Origin of the sequence: Actinoplanes sp. NPDC048988, assembly GCF_043197815.1 — a bacterium.
GTDB lineage: Bacteria > Actinomycetota > Actinomycetes > Mycobacteriales > Micromonosporaceae > Actinoplanes.
The window spans coordinates 414,168-430,614 of sequence record NZ_JBICTW010000001.1; the positions used below are offsets into that span (position 1 = coordinate 414,168).

15 protein-coding genes are annotated in these 16,447 nt (G+C 70.9%); 6 read left to right on the top strand and 9 right to left on the bottom strand.

Annotated features, from left to right (window positions below; translation table 11 throughout):
• Nucleotides 1-248 precede the first annotated feature (248 nt).
• On the bottom strand, nucleotides 249-1,466 hold the full coding sequence (locus ACGFJ7_RS01985) for an MFS transporter (protein ID WP_392640273.1): 1,218 nt from the start codon (nucleotides 1,464-1,466) through the stop codon (nucleotides 249-251).
• A gap of 39 nt (nucleotides 1,467-1,505) precedes the next feature.
• Here ACGFJ7_RS01985 and ACGFJ7_RS01990 point away from each other — a divergent pair, with 39 nt between their 5' ends.
• Both ACGFJ7_RS01990 and ACGFJ7_RS01995 read left to right on the top strand, forming a co-directional pair.
• Entirely contained in the window at nucleotides 1,506-2,399 is an 894-nt protein-coding gene (locus ACGFJ7_RS01990) for an ABC transporter ATP-binding protein (protein ID WP_392640276.1), read from the top strand.
• Nucleotides 2,399-3,454 (top strand): ABC transporter permease, encoded by a 1,056-nt coding sequence (locus ACGFJ7_RS01995; protein ID WP_360241908.1) that lies wholly within the window; start codon nucleotides 2,399-2,401, stop codon nucleotides 3,452-3,454. The genes ACGFJ7_RS01990 and ACGFJ7_RS01995 overlap by 1 nt, the downstream gene beginning before the upstream one ends.
• Here ACGFJ7_RS01995 and ACGFJ7_RS02000 read toward each other — a convergent pair.
• The 3 genes from ACGFJ7_RS02000 to ACGFJ7_RS02010 are packed head-to-tail and all read right to left on the bottom strand — an operon-like array spanning nucleotide 3,451 to nucleotide 6,795.
• On the bottom strand, nucleotides 3,451-4,035 hold the full coding sequence (locus tag ACGFJ7_RS02000; protein WP_360241911.1) for a TetR family transcriptional regulator: 585 nt from the start codon (nucleotides 4,033-4,035) through the stop codon (nucleotides 3,451-3,453). The genes ACGFJ7_RS01995 and ACGFJ7_RS02000 overlap by 4 nt on opposite strands.
• A gap of 37 nt (nucleotides 4,036-4,072) precedes the next feature.
• Entirely contained in the window at nucleotides 4,073-6,217 is a 2,145-nt protein-coding gene (locus tag ACGFJ7_RS02005; RefSeq protein WP_360241914.1) for a YhgE/Pip domain-containing protein, read from the bottom strand.
• Nucleotides 6,214-6,795, bottom strand: coding sequence for an ATP-binding cassette domain-containing protein (locus ACGFJ7_RS02010; protein WP_360241917.1), 582 nt, complete (start codon nucleotides 6,793-6,795; stop codon nucleotides 6,214-6,216). The genes ACGFJ7_RS02005 and ACGFJ7_RS02010 overlap by 4 nt, the downstream gene beginning before the upstream one ends.
• Before the next feature lie 129 nt (nucleotides 6,796-6,924).
• On the opposite strand from ACGFJ7_RS02010, the gene ACGFJ7_RS02015 reads away from it, so the two are divergent.
• Nucleotides 6,925-7,887 carry an LLM class F420-dependent oxidoreductase gene (locus ACGFJ7_RS02015; protein WP_360243558.1) on the top strand — a complete coding sequence of 321 codons (963 nt, stop codon included), beginning with the start codon at nucleotides 6,925-6,927 and terminating at the stop codon, nucleotides 7,885-7,887.
• Between the two features lie 4 nt (nucleotides 7,888-7,891).
• On the opposite strand, the gene ACGFJ7_RS02020 is transcribed toward ACGFJ7_RS02015, so the two are convergent.
• Complete coding sequence (locus ACGFJ7_RS02020) at nucleotides 7,892-8,473, bottom strand: hypothetical protein (RefSeq protein WP_392640281.1); 582 nt, start codon at nucleotides 8,471-8,473, stop codon at nucleotides 7,892-7,894.
• Nucleotides 8,474-8,579: 106 nt separating this feature from the next.
• A complete protein-coding gene (locus ACGFJ7_RS02025) occupies nucleotides 8,580-9,419 on the bottom strand; it encodes a GNAT family N-acetyltransferase (RefSeq protein WP_360241923.1) in 840 nt (279 codons plus the stop codon).
• Between the two features lie 124 nt (nucleotides 9,420-9,543).
• Between ACGFJ7_RS02025 and ACGFJ7_RS02030 the strand changes: the two genes are divergently transcribed.
• Complete coding sequence (locus ACGFJ7_RS02030) at nucleotides 9,544-10,143, top strand: PadR family transcriptional regulator (protein WP_392640284.1); 600 nt, start codon at nucleotides 9,544-9,546, stop codon at nucleotides 10,141-10,143.
• A 94-nt stretch (nucleotides 10,144-10,237) separates the two neighbouring features.
• Here the strand turns inward: ACGFJ7_RS02030 and ispG are convergent, their stop codons facing one another.
• The 3 genes from ispG to dxr are packed head-to-tail and all read right to left on the bottom strand — an operon-like array spanning nucleotide 10,238 to nucleotide 13,906.
• On the bottom strand, nucleotides 10,238-11,410 hold the full coding sequence (gene ispG, locus ACGFJ7_RS02035) for a flavodoxin-dependent (E)-4-hydroxy-3-methylbut-2-enyl-diphosphate synthase (protein ID WP_360241929.1): 1,173 nt from the start codon (nucleotides 11,408-11,410) through the stop codon (nucleotides 10,238-10,240).
• A 7-nt stretch (nucleotides 11,411-11,417) separates the two neighbouring features.
• Nucleotides 11,418-12,698, bottom strand: a complete 1,281-nt coding sequence (locus ACGFJ7_RS02040) for a M50 family metallopeptidase (RefSeq protein WP_392640287.1) — start codon at nucleotides 12,696-12,698, stop codon at nucleotides 11,418-11,420.
• Entirely contained in the window at nucleotides 12,698-13,906 is a 1,209-nt protein-coding gene (gene dxr, locus ACGFJ7_RS02045; protein WP_360241935.1) for a 1-deoxy-D-xylulose-5-phosphate reductoisomerase, read from the bottom strand. The genes ACGFJ7_RS02040 and dxr overlap by 1 nt, the downstream gene beginning before the upstream one ends.
• A gap of 68 nt (nucleotides 13,907-13,974) precedes the next feature.
• On the opposite strand from dxr, the gene ACGFJ7_RS02050 reads away from it, so the two are divergent.
• Nucleotides 13,975-14,787, top strand: a complete 813-nt coding sequence (locus tag ACGFJ7_RS02050; RefSeq protein WP_392640291.1) for a YhjD/YihY/BrkB family envelope integrity protein — start codon at nucleotides 13,975-13,977, stop codon at nucleotides 14,785-14,787.
• A 41-nt stretch (nucleotides 14,788-14,828) separates the two neighbouring features.
• Complete coding sequence (locus ACGFJ7_RS02055) at nucleotides 14,829-16,433, top strand: phytoene desaturase family protein (protein ID WP_392640294.1); 1,605 nt, start codon at nucleotides 14,829-14,831, stop codon at nucleotides 16,431-16,433.
• Nucleotides 16,434-16,447: the final 14 nt, after the last annotated feature.

The following is a 16,447-nucleotide window of genomic DNA, read 5'->3' on the forward strand; positions in this document are numbered from 1 at the left end:
GAAGGCGACCCGTATCCGCACACCGCCGGACCATGGCGGAAAGGGGAAAGCGGCGCGCATCCCGGTGCCGCCGGCCCAAGACCAAGATGGAGGGCCAGCCGGGCAGGTGGGCGCAAGGCCAAGAGCGATGGGCAGCCGGGCAGGTGGGCGCAAGGCCAAGAGCGATGGGCAGCCGGAGTCTGCCGGCCCGACGCGGAAGCGGGGACGACGCCGGGTGAGTGGCGATCGACGAGGGCTGGGCGGCGGTGTCAGTGGGCCGGTTGGGGCTGGGATCGCAGGGGTGAGAGCCAAGCCAGGGCCGTCGCGAGCACGCCGAAGGACGCGGCTACGGCGAAAGCCCAGCGAGGGCCCCAGGCCGATGCCACCAGGCCGCTGACGAAGGCGCCCGCCGGGGTGCCCACGCCCCAGGCCAGCATGCGGCCGGCGGCGTTCACGCGGCTCAGCAAGGGCTCCGGGGTTTCGGACTGGCGGAAGACGATGCTGTTGCTCGCGTTCGTGGTGTAGATCGTGGCCCAGGCGGCGATCAGCACCGCCAGTGGGACCAAGCTCGACGGCAGGCCGCAGAGCAGGGCCAGGATCGCCGCGATCGGGGTGCTGGCCAGGGCGACCCGGCCGGCCGCGACCCTTTTGCGCAGGCGGGGGTAGACCACCGTGGAGATCAGGCCGCCCACGCTGAAGGCCAGGAACATCACCGACGCCGACCACGCGGCCCGGGCCGGGCCGAACAGGTTGTGGGCCACCGGGACGAACTGGCCCAGGGCGGCGCCGCCGCTCGCGCTCTGGGCGAAGCTCATGATGGTCATCGGGCGGATGGTCGGGTGGTTCCAGAGGAAGACCAGGCCCTCGCGGGCCTCGGCGAACAGCGACCGGCGGGTGGTCGCGTCCCGCTCCCCCGACATCGCCCGGCCGATCGCCCTCAGCAGTACGGCCGAGGCCAGGAAGCTGACCGCGTCGACCGCGAGCACGCCGGCCGGTGTCATCGTGGCCAGCAGCAGGCCGGCCAGACCGGGGGCCACGATGCCGACCACCGTCAGCGGGCCGTAGAGGACGCTGTACGCCGCGGCCATCCGCTCCCGGCCGACCAGCATGGGCAGCGAGGCGAAGTTCGCGGCGTCGAAGAAGACCGTGGCCACCCCGCTGACCGCCACGACCACGAAGACGTGCCCGACGGTGAGCGCGTCCAGGGCCGCCGCGACCGGTACCGACCCCAGCGCCACCGCGTTCACCAGGTCGCCGCCGACCAGCAGCCGCTTGCGGTCGACCCGGTCCGCCACCGTTCCCGCGAGGAGCCCCACCAGGACGTACGCCATGGCCTCGAAGGCGACCACCAGGCCGGTGAGGAACGGCGAGCCGGTGAGGTCGAAGACCAGGACCGGCATGGCGACGTAGGTGAGCCGCGACCCGGCGCTCGAGATGATGCTCGCGAGCCAGTACTTCACGAAGTCGCGGTCGTACCGGATCTTCATAACCGGCGACCTTAGCTTGATCCACCTAGGCTGTGTGACATGACCAGCGTGCTCAACGTCGATGGCGTCAGCCGCGCGTTCGACGGCCGGCCAGTTCTCTCGGACGTTTCGTTCCAGGTGGCGGGCGGTCGGATGACGGGCTTCGTCGGTGCCAACGGCGCCGGCAAGACGACCACCATGCGGATCATTCTCGGCGTGCTCGCCGCGGACAGCGGGGAGGTGCGATGGCAGGGTGAACGGCTCAGCCGGGAGGTCCGGCAGCGATTCGGCTACATGCCCGAGGAGCGGGGCCTCTACCCGAAGATGACCGTGACCGAACAGATCGTCTATCTCGGACAGTTGCACGGGCTGACCCGGCCCGCGGCCGTCGAGCGGACACGGAAGCTGCTCGACCGGCTCGGCCTGGGTGAGCGGGCCGGTGAGAAACTGGAGAAGCTGTCGCTCGGCAACCAGCAGCGAGCGCAGGTGGCGGCCGCCCTGGTGCATGACCCCGAGATGCTCGTGCTCGACGAGCCGTTCTCCGGTCTCGACCCGCTGGCCGTCGACGTCGTCGTCGACGTGCTGCGGGAGCGGGCCACCAGCGGCGTGCCGGTGCTGTTCTCCAGTCACCAGCTCGAGCTGGTCGAGCGGCTCTGCGACGACCTCGTGATCATCGCGGGCGGCACGATCCGGGCCGCCGGCGACCGTTCCCAACTGCGCCGGGCGTACGCCCAGCCGCGCTTCGAGCTGCACACCGACGCCACCGTGGAGTGGGTGCGCGAGCGGGCCGGCGTCACCGTGGTCGAGCTCGACGGCAACCGCGCCGTCATCGACCTGGCCGACGGCGCCGACGACCAGGAGCTGCTGCGGGCGGCGCTCGACCGCGGGCCGGTGCGCTCGTTCGGGCCGGTCACCCCGTCGCTGGCCGAGATCTTCCGAGAGGTGATCCGCTGATGAGCACGTTGTCTGCCGCGCGTGTCGTCGCGGCCCGGGAGATCCGGGTCAAGCTGCGCGACCGTACGTTCCTGTTCAGCACCGTCTTCTTCCTGCTCACGGCGGTCGCCTCGACGGTACTGCCGGCCCTGTTCGCCGGTGGGCCGTCGTCGGTGGCGGTGGCCGACCAGGCGACCGCTGTCGTCCTGCGGCAGGCCGGCCTCGACGTGCGGCCGGTGGCCGACGACGCGGCGGCCGAACAGCTGGTACGTGACGGGGACGTGGACGCGGCCGTCGTCGCCGGCCCGACCGTGCTGGCCTTGGACGACAGTCCGGGCGAGGTGGTGCGGGCGCTGAGCACCGAGCCGCCGGTCCAGCTGCTCGATCCGAGCGATGTCGACCCGTTCCTCCAGTTCGCCGTGCCGTTCGCGATCGCCTTCGTCTTCTTCTTCACGTCGTTCCTGTTCGGTGTGCAGATCGCGCAGAGCGTCACCGAGGAGAAACAGACCCGGATCGTGGAGATCCTGGTCGCCAGCGTGCCCACGCGGGCGCTGCTCGCCGGCAAGGTCGCGGCGCTCACCCTGCTCGCGTTCGGCCAGGTGGCGCTGATCGCGATCGTGTCCGTGCTCGGGGCGCGGTTCGCCGACGTCGACGCCGGCGTGCTGTCGCTGCTCGAGCCGACCATCGGCTGGTTCCTGGTGTTCTTCGTGTTCGGCTTCGTCATGCTGGCCACGCTCTGGGCCGGCGTGGGGGCGTTGTCGGCCCGGCAGGAGGACATCAGCGGCGCCTCGGCCCCGGTGCAGATGCTGGTGATGCTCCCGTTCCTGGCCACCATCATCCTGATCGACAACGACGCGGCGATGCGCGTCCTGTCGTACATCCCGTTCTCGGCGCCGGTGGCGATGCCGGTCCGGCTCTTCATCTCGGACGTGGCCGCCTGGGAACCGGTGGTCTCGCTGCTGATCCTGGCGGCGACCGCGGTGGCTCTGCTGGCGGTCGGCGCCCGCATCTACGAGGGCTCGCTGCTGCGCACCAACGGCCGCACGTCGCTGGCCACGGCGTGGAAGTCGGTCTAGAAGCGGCGAACGATGGCCAGGAGCGATTCCTGTACGTCCTCGATCGGGCGCTCCGGCATGAAGACCAACCAGTCCACGGCGACCACCAGGCCGACACCGAACAGGGCCGAGGACGCGACCCGGACGTCGAGGTCGGCCGGGAGGTCGCCGGAGTCGACCCCGTCCCGCAGGGTTTCGGCGATCACCCCGATCGCCTGCTCGCGCAGCAGGATCAGGGTCTGTTGCCACTCGCGGTTGGTGCGCCACATCTCGGAGAGCAGCAGCTGGGCGAAGGCGCGGTAGCGCCGGATGTACTCCAGCTGGCTGCGGACCAGGGCGGCCACCGCCTCGCGCGGCGGCAGACCCTCGACGGCCGCCCGGAACTCCGCGGTGAGCAGTCCCACCCCGTACCGCAGAAGCTCCTCGAAGAGATCGGTCTTGGATTTGAAGTTGTAGTAGACCGTGCCCTTGGCGACCCCGGCCCGCAGCGCGATGTCGTCGACCGTCGTGGCCGAGAAGCCCTGCTCGGCGATGAGCTCGACGGCCGCCTCGAAGAGGCGTTGCCGGGTGTCCTCCCGGCGCCGCGTGCGCCCGTCCGCCATCTGAGTCACCTTCGTCCGCCCGCATTGTGCGGGTCCATCACAGCACGAGCTCCGGATGGAGGTCCGAGGCGGTCATCCGCCGGCCGCGCCGGGCGGCCAGCCAGGTCAGGGTGACGGCGCCGATTCCGTACGCCAGAAGCAGCAGAACCCCCTGCACGACGGTGCCCCACGGGCCGCCGTCGATCGCGTGGCGCGCGGCCCCCACCACGTACGTCATCGGCAGCAGGGGATGAACGGCCTGGAAGAAGCCGGGCGAGGTCTGTACGGGGTAGGTACCGCCGGACGAGGTGAGCTGCAGCATGAGCAGCGCGAGGGCCAGGATGCGCCCGGGCGCGCCGAAGACCGCGCCCAGCATCTGGATGATCGCCGCGAAGACGGCGCCGGTCAGCAGGAGAAGTCCCCAGGTGACCATCGGGTGGACCGGGTCGAGGCCGAGCCCGAAGTGCACCACCGCGAACAGGATCGTCGCCTGGATCAGTCCGATCGCCACCGCCGGGAGCAGCCCGGCGAAGACCACACGCAGGGTCGGCGCCTTCGACATCAGGTAGCGCCGGTTCAGCGGCTTCAGGACGAAGAAGGTGATCATCGCGCCGACCCAGAGGGCCAGGGCCAGGAAGTACGGCGCGAAGCCGACCCCGTACGTGGCGGCCGGGTTGCGGACGCTGCGGTCGAGCGAGACCGGGTCGGCGAGCACGCCGGCGCGGTCGCTGGTGTCGTCGCCGTACCCCGGGATCTGCTTGGCCCCGTCGGTCAGACCGGCCGCGAGTTGCCCGGCGCCGGCTTGCAGGTCGCCGAGGCCGTCGGCGAGCTTGTGGCCGCCCGAGGAGAGGGTGGCGAGCCCGCCGCTGAGTTGCCGGGCGCCGTCGGACAGCCGGTAGATGCCGTTCTTGAGGTCGATAGCGCCCTGTTCGGCCTGGTCGGTGCCGGTGCTCAGCTTCCTGGTGCCGGTGGCGAGGCGGTCCAGCCCGGCGGCGAGCTGGTCGACCTTGGACCGCGCGGTCGCCACGTCGTCGGCCAGGTGGGGCGCGGCGGCGGCGATCTGCCGGGCGGTCGCGGCCGTCTCTTTCAGGTCGGCCCGGAGGGCGTCCAGGTCGGTGCCGGCGACCGTGCTCTCTACCTTCTCCGCCGCCGTGACCAGCCGCGCGGCCAGGGCTTTGGCCTCGGACAGTCCTTCGGTTCCGGCGGGCAGGGTGTTCAGATAGCGCTGAAGCTGCTTGGCGTTGTCGACCGCCTGGCCGGCGGCGGTGTCGATGGTCTTGATGTTGGCGGCGAGGGCGTCGGCGCCGCGGGCCACGAGGGTGGCCGCGGTCTGGAGGCGCTCGGCGTTCTCGCGCAGCAGCGGCTCGGCCTTGTCGGCGGCGGCGTCCACGGCGGAGGCGAGCTGACGGCCGCCGCTCGCGGCCTGGGCGGTGCCGGTCGCGATCTGGTCGGCGGCCGCGCTGAGCTGGGCCAGCCCGTCGGCCAGGTCGTCGGCGCCGCCGCCGGCCTTGGTCAGGCCGTTGCTCAGCGTCCGGGCGCCGCCCTCGGCGTCGTCGATGCCGCCGGACAGCTGGTTCGCGCCCGAGCGGGCCGACTTCGCGCCGTCGTCGACCTTGTGCGCGCCGTCGGCCGCCTTCTGCGTCTGCGTCTTGAGATCGGTGAAGCCGATCAGCATCTTGTCGTAGTAGCCGGCCGAGGCGCTGGCCGACGCGGCCGCCTGCACCTCCTGGAAGGCCGAGCGGGCGAAGACGCCGGACAGGTAGTTGTTGGCGTCGTCGCTGACCGCGACGAGCTGGGCCGCCTTGGGCGCGACGCCGGCGTTGGGCGGGGTGGCCAGGTCGGCCGAGAAGTCGGCCGGGATGCGCAGCAGCAGCTGGTACTTCCCGTCGGCCAGGCCCTGCTCGGCGCCCGCCTCGTCGGTCACGTGCCAGTCGAAGACCTGCCGGTCCTCGAGCTTCCGGGCGAGGTCCTGACCGGCGTGCAGCTTGGTGCCGTCCTGGGCGGTGGCGGCGCGGTCCTCGACGACGAGGGCGGCCGGGATGTGGCTGAGACGCCCGTACGGATCCCAGAACGCGTACAGGTAGAGCGCGCCGTAGAGCAGCGGGATGACCGCGATCACGACCAGGGCGGCGGTGGTGAGACGGCCGCGCAGGAAGCGGCGGATCTCCAGGCCGGCCAGGGACAGTGTGGACAGACCCCTCATCGCTCCTCCTCGCGGAGCCGGATCACTGTCGCGCCCCGCTCCGGATCGATCTCGCGGGCGGTGACCAGCACGGCCGTACCGCTCGCGGTGATCTCGTCGATCAGCTGCCAAAGCTCCTCGCGCTCCCGGCGGTCGAGGCCGTCGTCCACCCCGTCCAGCGCGATCACCGCGGGGTCCTCGAGACGGGCCAGGATCAGACCCAGGATCTGTTTCCCGTACGGGGAAAGGTCCCGTCCCTGCCGGTCGGCCTCCAGCCCGAGCAGGGGGATGCCGGCCGCCCCGGAGCGCGACCGCCCGAGCAGCGCGAGCCTTTCCCGCACGTGCTCAGTGACGGTGAAGACAGGTTCGGGTCCCTCGACGTCGGGCACGTAGCCGAGCGAGGCGGTGCCCGTGACCTGGACCGACCCGGCGCTGAGCCGGAACCGTCCGGCCAGCGCGAGCAGCGCGGTGGTGCGCCCGCTGCCCGGAGGCCCGACCACGGCGACCAGCTCACCAGGCTCGACGCTGACGTCGAGGTCCTGGAAGAGCCAGCGGCGCCGGTGGCGCACGCCCGCCCCGCGCGCGGTGACAACCGACATGTCCGGCCTCCATTTAAACTGACTGGTCAGTTCAAAAACATACCCGCGTGTTTGCCGGGATCCGTCACAAGTGATGGACCTCACGGGTGGCCCCACGGCAGGATCGTGGTCATGTCGACGCGATGGGGCATGACCGTTCCGCTGGCCGGAGTTCCGCTCGCTGATCACGCCGCCGTCTACGCGGCCCTCGAGGAGGCCGGCTTCACCGACGTGTGGAGCTCCGAGGTGAACGGCTCCGACGCCTTCACCCCGCTGACCCTGGCCGCCGCCTGGGCGCCCTCGTTCGGGCTGGGCACGGCCATCGCGCCGGTCTTCACCCGCGGGCCCGGCCTGCTCGCGATGACCGCGGCCGCCCTCGCCGAGACCGCGCCCGGCCGCTTCCAGCTGGGCATCGGCGCGTCGTCGCCGGTGGTGGTGGGTGACTGGAACGCGGCCGACTTCACCGAGCCGTACGCCCGCAGCCGCGACATGCTCCGTTTCCTGCGCGCCGCCCTGGCCGGCGAGGTAATCGACGGCGAGTTCGACACCTTCACGGTGCGCCGCTTCCGCCTGGAGCGCCCGCCCGCGACACCGCCGGAGATCCTGCTGGCCGCACTGCGTCCCCAGATGCTGCGCCTGGCCGCCGCCGAGGCCGACGGCGTCATCCTGAACTGGCTCTCGCCGGGTGACGTGCCGACCACTCTGGCCGAGGTCAAGGGCGCCGGCCCGGACTTCGAGGTCGCCGCCCGCATCTTCGTCTGCCCGACCGACGACGCCGCCTACGCGCGCACGGTCGCCCGGCGCATGATCACGTCCTATCTGACGGTGCCCGCGTACGCGGCCTTCCACCGCTGGCTCGGCCGTGACGAGATCCTGAAGCCGATGTGGGACGCCTGGTCGGCCGGCGACCGCAAGGGCGCCCTGGCCGCCATCCCGGACGAGGTGGTCGACGACCTGATCGTGCACGGCACCCCGGAGCAGTGCCGTGCACGAGTCGAGGCCTACGCCGCGGCCGGCGTCACCGTCCCCGTGATGGCCCTGCTGCCCACCCCGGCCCTGAACTCCGGCGACTTCGCGACCATCCGCGGGGTGCTGACCAGCCTGGGCCGCTGACCGGTCACCAGGTCGGGCCGCAGACCCGGTACTGGGCGTAATGCCGGGCCGGCAGATAACCCTGCTGCGACACCCGGACATCGATCACGCAGACGCCGCTGACGATTCCCGCGCCGCGATAGGTGCTGTAATCGGCGTAATACACGTGACTCGCCCGCTGCCCGACCGCGAAAATCAGGAATGCCGATTTCACGACCTGGCGGGCGGCGGCGCATCCACCTCCCCGGACCGGAATGTGCTGCGCCATTGTTCCGACCCGCTGGGTCAAAGTCTGCTGTTGCAACACCCGCCCGAGGGCTTTGACGCGCCCGGTGGCGACGTAGGAGAGGGTCTTGAGCGGCCCGATGCCGGGCAGCACCCAGGTGAAGGCCGACGGGGCACAGCGCAGGATCGTTCCACTGTGCTTCACGAGCAGGTCGAGCGCCACCTCGGTGGCGTACCGGCTCTGGTACCAGCCGTTCCGGTAGCCCGCGGCGTACTGCGAGCCGACCATGGATTGCGTGCCGGCGGCCGACGCGGGCGAGGCTACTGATATCACCAGGGTCGCGGACAGCGCGACCACCAGCAATCGACGAGAATTGAACAAGGCGTCCTCCCCATTGAGAATGGGATGACTATACGAGCGGACTCCCTGTTCTTTCGGCGCCCTTAATCCGAACGGGAAGCGATATGGATGATCGCACGACCCCGTTTCAGAAAAGGACCGTGGCGAAACTGCCGGCCGAGACGAAACCGCACCGCTCGTAGACCCGGCGGGCCGGCGCGTTGTAGTCGTTCACGTAAAGGCTGACCGTGGGGGCCACCCGCCGCAGCGCGTCGCGGACGACGGCCGCCATGGCCGGCGCGGCCAGGCCGCGGCCCCGGTACTCGGGGTCGACCCACACGCCCTGGACCTGGGTGGTGCGCCGGGTGACGATCGCCAGCTCGGCCTTGAAGATGACCCGGTCGCCGACGAAACGCGCGTACGCCCGCTTGCCCTTGACCAGCTCGGCGATCCGCCGCCGGTAGCCGCGGCCGCCGTCGTCGAGCAGCGGCGAGACGCCGACCTCCTCGGTGTACATGGAGACGGCGGCCGGGAAGAGCTGATCCACCTCGCCCGGCCGGACCAGGCGCACCTCGGGGTCGGGCGGCACGACCGGATCACGGTCGGCCACCAGCAGCGGCTGGTTGGGACGCACCTCGCGCGCCTTGCCCCAGTGGCCGCCGATCCGGTCCCACAGATCGAGGACCTGCTCGGACCGGCCGATGATGGACGAACAGATGCGCGGCTCGGCCCCCAGCATGTCGGCGAACGCGGCGGTCGCCGGCGGGGTGGCGCAGAGCGGCACCAGGTGGGCGCCCGACCAGATGATGGACTCGACGCGGCGGCCGGGACCATACCCGAAGATCCGCCCGTCGGAGCGCCACCAGTTCAGGCCATGCGCCGCCACCCGCTCGGCGATCTGGGCGCCGGCGTAGGGGTCGCGGTCGAGGATCTTCTCGACCGCCGCGCGCTCGGACTCACCGAGCTGGCGAATCGGCACCGTCAGCACAGGTATCACATTGCCAGATCCACCCCGGCCCACACCCGTGGCAACCCCCTCCGTTGAAGAAACCCTTGTCGCCGATGCGTTGCCGATATATCGTCTACCTATCGACAACAGATTGGAGATAGTCATGAGGTACCCCCACGAGACTCATCAGGGACGTCGCCACCGCGGCGGCTTCGGTTTCCCGGGCGGCTTCCCGTTCGGCGGCGGCGGTTCCGACTTCGGCGGCTTCGGTCCCGGCGGCCCGTTCGGCGGCCCCGGTGGTCGCGGTCAGCGCCGCGGTGGTCGCGGTCAGCGACTCAACGTCCGCCCGGCCCTGCTCGCGCTGCTCCTGGAGCGCCCGATGCACGGCTACGAGATGATTCAGGAGCTCGACTCCCGGACGAACGGCATCTGGCGCCCGAGCCCCGGCTCGGTCTACCCGACGCTGCAGTTGCTGGAGGACGAGGGCCTGATCGAGGCGGAGGCGAACGGTGGCCGCAAGAGCTACCACCTGACCGCCGACGGCCGCCCCGAGGCCGAGGCGGCCGCGGAGAACCCGCCGTGGGCCCGCATCGGCGACGACACCATGTCTCAGGTGCAGGACTTCCGCGACGCCGCGGCCGGCATCCTGGGCGCCCTGAAGCAGGTCGGCTTCTCGGGCACCGACGAGCAGCGCCAGAAGGCCCTCGAGGTCCTGAACGAGACGAAGCGCAAGCTGTACGCCATCCTCGCCGACAGCGAGTGAGAAGGCCCGCCCTCACCGACGGTCTTCGCAGACGGTCTTCGGACACGAGAAAGGCCCCGCCGAAATCGGCGGGGCCTTTCGTCTCTCGAGGGGGTCAGTGCACGGTCACGCGGGGGCCGGGGACCAGGTCGCGCAGCTCCTCGGGCAGGTCGGCGCCCATCTCGTCGGCCAGGCGCAGGGCCTCCTCGACCAGGGTCTCGACGATGATCGCCTCGGGCACTGTCTTGATGACCTGGCCCTTGACGAAGATCTGGCCCTTGCCGTTGCCGGAGGCCACACCTAGGTCGGCCTCGCGGGCCTCGCCGGGGCCGTTGACGACGCAGCCCATGACGGCCACCCGCAGCGGGACCGGGAAGCCGTCGAGGGCCGCCGTGACCTGCTCGGCCAGGGTGTAGACGTCGACCTGGGCCCGGCCGCAGCTCGGGCAGGAGACGATCTCGAGGCCGCGCTCGCGCAGGCCCAGCGACTCGAGGATCGCGTTACCGACCTTGATCTCCTCGACCGGCGGGGCCGACAGCGACACCCGGATGGTGTCGCCGATGCCCTCGGCCAGCAGCGCGCCGAAGGCGACAGCGCTCTTGATCGTGCCCTGGAAGGCCGGCCCGGCCTCGGTGACGCCCAGGTGCAGCGGGTAGTCGCACTGCTCGGCGAGCTGCCGGTAGGCGCGGATCATGACCAGCGGGTCGTTGTGCTTGACCGAGATCTTGATGTCGCGGAAGCCGTGCTCCTCGAACAGCGAGCACTCCCACAGCGCCGACTCGACCAGCGCCTCGGCCGTGGCCTTGCCGTATTTCTCCAGCAGGCGCTTGTCGAGCGAGCCGGCGTTCACGCCGATCCGGATCGGGATGCCGGCGTCGGAGGCCGCCTTGGCGATCTCCTTCACCTTGTCGTCGAACTGGCGGATGTTGCCCGGGTTGACCCGGACCGCCGCGCAGCCGGCGTCGATCGCCGCGAAGACGTATTTCGGCTGGAAGTGGATGTCGGCGATCACCGGGATGCCGGACTTCTTGGCGATCGCGGGCAGCGCCTCCACGTCGTCCTGCGACGGCACGGCGACGCGGACGATCTGACAGCCCGAGGCGGTCAGCTCCGCGATCTGCTGGAGGGTCTTGTTGACGTCGGCCGTGAGCGTGGTGGTCATCGACTGCACGCTCACCGGCGCGCCTCCGCCCACCGGCACGTTGCCCACCATGATCTGGCGGCTCTTGCGGCGGGGGGCCAGCGGCGGCGGGGGCACGGCCGGCATACCGAGACTGATGGCGGTCACTTTCACATCACCTGTTGAAGATCGTGATCGGGTTGACGATGTCGGCGGTGACGGTCAGCAGAGTGAACGCGCCACCGATCAAGATGACTGCATAGGTGACAGGCATCAGTTTGTAGTAGTCGACGCGGCCCGGGTCGGGCTTCTTGAGCCGCGCGTAGAGCCACGACCGCGCCCGCTCGTACCAGGCGATGGCGATGTGCCCGCCGTCGAGCGGAAGCAGCGGCAGCAGGTTGAAGATGCCGATGAACACGTTGAGCGAGATGAAGATCGTCAGGAACAGCTGGGGTACGCCGTTGGCCAGCGCCTCACCGCCGAGCCGGCTCGCGCCGACGACGCTGATCGGGGTGTTCGGGTCGCGCTCGTCGCCGGTGATCGAGTGCCACAGGGCGGGGATCTTGTCGGGGATCCGCTTCAACGCCTCGAACGTGTTCTCGACCAGGTACCAGCCGTAGTCGAAGGTCGCCGGCACGGCCGAGGCCGCGTTGTACTTGATGATGCCGGGCACGGCCGGGTCGTCCCAGCCGATGGCGGCGATCGACACGGTGGTGGTCTTGGCGTCGTCGCTCTCGTCGGTGATCGCGGCCCGCTCGGCGCTGACCAGGTTCACCTCGGCCTTGCCGGGGACGCCGTCACGGGTGTACTCGAAGGCGACCTTGCCCGCCGGCAACGAACGGATCTTGTTGACCAGGTCGCCGTACGTGGTGATCGTCGTGCCGCCGACGTTGGTGATCAGGTCACCGTCGCGGATGCCGGCCGCGTAGGCGGGGCCGGCGATGGCGCCGTTCACCCCGGGCTTGCAGTTGTCGGCCGTGGCGCCGGCCGGGGCCGTGCCCGCCCAGACGCAGGCCGGGGCGTCGATGACCGGCCGCTCCTTGAGCTGGTCGGCGGTGGTCACCGGGTACGACGTGTTCTGCAGGCCGAAGGTGAAGGCGGCGATCCAGGTGGCCACCAGGGCCAGCAGGAAGTGGGTGATCGAGCCCGCCGACATGACGATGGTCCGTTTCCAGACCGGGAACCGCCACATGGCCCGCGGCTGGTCCTCGGGGGCGACGTCGTCGTCCTGCGGGGTCATCCCGACGATCTTGCAGAAACCGCCGAGCGGGATCGCCTTGAGCCCGTACTCCGTCTCACCGCGCCGGAACGAGAAGACCGTGGGGCCGAAGCCCACGAAGTACCGGGTCACCTTCATGCCGAAACGCTTGGCGGTGATCATGTGACCGGCCTCGTGGAGGCTCACCGAGATCAGGATGGCCAGCGCGAACGCGGCGACACCCAGCCAGTACAGCATCAAGCTCCTTTTGCCGCAGTATCATGCCTGGCGATCACGTCATGCGCCTGGGCGCGCGCCCAATTCTCGGCGGCGAGCACTTCCTCGACGGTACCCGGCTCGGCAAAATCCGGGGCCGCCGCGAGCACCTCCGCGAGCGTGTCGACGATGCCCAGAAAAGGTAGCCGACCGGCGGCGAAAGCGGCCACACACTCCTCGTTGGCCGCGTTGTAGATGGCCGGGCGGCAGCGCCCCTCGCGGCCGGCCTGCTTGGCCAGCCGGACGGCCGGGAACGCCTCCTCGTCGAGCGGGCGCAGCTCCCAGTTGTGGGCCAGGCTCCAGTCGACGCCGGCGGCCGCGCCGGGCACCCGCTCGGGCCAGGCCAGGGCCAGCGCGATGGGCAGCCGCATGTCGGGCGGGCTGGCCTGGGCCAGCGTCGAGCCGTCGGTGAACTCGACCATCGAGTGGATCACCGACTGCGGGTGGACCATGACCTCGATGTCGTCGTAGGCCACGCCGAACAGCTCGTGCGCCTCGATCACCTCGAGCGCCTTGTTGACCATCGTGGCCGAGTTGATCGTCACGACCGGGCCCATGTCCCACGTCGGATGCTTCAGCGCCTCGTCCGGTGTGACATTCGTCAGCTCCTCGCGCCGGCGGTCGCGGAACGCGCCCCCGCTGGCGGTCAGGATGAGCCGGCGCACCTCGTCGCGGGCGCCGCCGCGCAGGCACTGCGCGAGCGCCGAGTGCTCGGAGTCGACCGGGACGATCTGGCCCGGCTTGGCCACCCGGCGGACCAGCGGGCCGCCGGCCACCAGGGACTCCTTGTTGGCCAGGGCGAGCACACGCCCGGACTCGAGGGCGGCCAGCGTCGGCGCCAGGCCCAGGCTGCCGACCACACCGTTGAGCACGACGTCGCACGGCCAGCGGGCGAGCTCGGTCATCGCGTCGGGACCGGCCACGATCTTGGGCAGCTTGAAGTCGCCGGTGGCCCAGCCGCGCCGCTGCGCCTCGGCGTAGAAGGCGAGCTGCAGGTCCTGCACCACCGAGGAGCGGGCCACGCCGACCACGTCGACGCCCAGCTCGAGAGCCTGGGCGGCGAGCAGCGCGACGTTGCCGCCGCCGGCGCCGAGGGCGACCACGCGGAACCGGTCGGGGTTGCGGCGCACGATGTCGATGGCCTGAGTGCCGATGGATCCGGTCGAACCGAGCAGGACGAGGTCGCGCATGCGCCCATCTTCCCGGATCGCCCGGGATCGCTCGCGTCGGCCTGTGGATAACTGGGTATGCCATCGGCATGCCCCGCTGGTTGATCTCCCTCTTTCGGCCTTTAAAGGGGCGTGACCTGGCGTTGCACGCCGCCGCTGTCACTTTCTACGCCGGAATCGCGGTGGTGCCGATCGCTTTGCTGGCCATCTGGGTGACCGGGTGGATCGCCGGAGCCGACCGGGTACGCCGTCTCACCGGCCACACCATCGACGCGCTGCCGGACGAGATCGGCGCGCCGCGGGCCCTGTCCGCCCTGATCGACGCCGGGCTGCACCTGACGCCGTTGCTGGCGCTGGCCAGCCTGCTCCCGGCCACCTTCTACGGCGAGGGGCTGCGCCGGGCCTTCGTCTCCCTGCGCGCGCCCGGCAGCGAGCCGCTGGTCGGCTGGCGGGGGCGCCTGCTCTGGCTGCCGATCCTGGCCGCCGCCCCGGCCCTGCTGCTGGCGATGTTCCTGGCGCTGCCGTCGACCAGCGGCCTCTGGGTACGCGGCGGCTGGTACTCGGTGCTCGGCGTGATCCTGTCCTTCCTGGCCTGCTGGCTGCTGCTCACGCCGGTCGTGATCTGGGTCTACCGGTACGTGGCCCCGGGCCGCCCCCGGTGGCTGTCGACCATCCTCATCGGGTCCTTCACCGCGGCCAACCTCTCCGGCTTTCTGCACGGCTTCGTGCTGTTCTGCTCCCTGCCACTGGATCTGGGGGCACCCTTCGGCGGCTTCGACGCGATCGGCGGAACGATCGCCGTCGGGCTCTGGCTCTACCTGTTCCATGTGATCGTGCTCGCCGGATATGCGGCCACACGGAGTGCCAGCGCGTATCAGACGAGGAGATTTCGCGCCGATTGACGGAGTGATCTTCATATAACAGCGCGCTACGCTCCCAAGCCATGACCACTCTCCCCCAGCGCTCCGACGTGGTGATCATCGGAGCGGGCCACAACGGCCTCGTCTCCGCGATCCTGCTGGCGCGCGCCGGCCTGAGCGTCACCGTGCTCGAGGCGGCAGATGTGATCGGCGGCGCCGCGCGCACCGAGCGGCCCTTCCCCGCCGCGCCCGGACTGGGTCAGTCCACCGGTTCCTACCTGCTCGGGCTGATGCCGCCCGAGCTGCTGCGCACCCTCGACGTCGACATCCCCATGCTGCGCCGGGACCCGCACTACTTCCTGCCCACGCCCGGGCCGGCCGGCTCTCCTCACCTGCTGTTCGGCCGCGACCAGGCGGCCACCCGGGCCCAGCTCGAGCGCTTCTTCTCGCGCCGCGACGTGGCGGCCGACGAGCAGCTGGCCTGTGAGATCGCCGCGCTGCGGGCCGACCTGGCCCCGGCCTGGCTCGAGGAGCCGGGCACGGTCGAGGAGATCGCCGACCGGCACATCCGGCCCCAGCTGCAGAGCACGTTCGTCGATCTCGTACGCGGTTCGGTCGCCGACTATCTGGCCCGGTTCGGCTTCAAGAGCGAACTGCTGATGAGCATGTACGCGGTGACCGACGGGCTCTCCGGCCTGAACGCGGGACCGGACGACCCCGGCACCGGTCACAACTTCCTGGTCCACAACATGTGCCGCCTGCCCGGCTCGGACGGCACCTGGATGATCGCCGAGGGCGGCATGGGCACGGTGTCCCGCGTCTTCGCCGACGCCGCGCGGGCCGCCGGGGCACAGATCCTCACGAACGCGCCGGTGGCCTCGGTGACCGTCGACGGCGGGGCCGCGAGCGGCGTCGTGCTGGCCGACGGGCGTTCGATCGCGGCCCGGGTCGTGCTCGGCAGCTGCGACCCGTACCGCCTGATCGACCTGGTGCCCTCAGGCGCGCTGCCCTCGTCGCTGACCGGCCACATGGCGTCGGTACGCAGGACGGGCACCACCCTGAAGATCAACCTGGCGCTCCGGGGCCTGCCGCAGTTCTCGTGCCTGCCGGCCGGCAGCCCGTCGCCGTTCGGCTCGACCATCCACCTGCTGCCCGGTTCGGCCGGCCTGGCCGGCGTGCCCGGCACCGACTCGCCGATGGCCGCCCTGCGCGCCATGTGGGCCGACGTGCAGGCCGGGCGGCTGCCCGACGAGCCGACGATCGAGTGGTACCTGCACACGACAGTCGACCCGTCGCTGCGCGACGCCGAGGGCCACCACTCGTCGGCGCTGTTCGTGCAGTCGGTGCCCTACCAGCCGGCCGGCTCGTCGTGGGAGGCCGAGCTGCCGGCTTACGTCGACAAGATGCTGGACATCGCCGAGCGCTACGCCCCCGGCACCCGCGACCTGGTCGTCGACACGATGCCCCTCACCCCACCCGGCATCGAGAAGCACTTCGGCATCACCGGCGGCCACATCCACCACGTCGACAACACGGTCGCCTTCAACGAGCGCATGCCCTACTTCACCGGCCTGGACGGCCTCTACGCGGGCTCAGCCGGCACCCACCCGGCCGGCAGCGTCATCGGCGCCGCCGGCCACAACGTGGCCCGGCGCATCCTGAAGGACCTCGGGGTTTTCCGAGCGTAACCACTTACGCACGT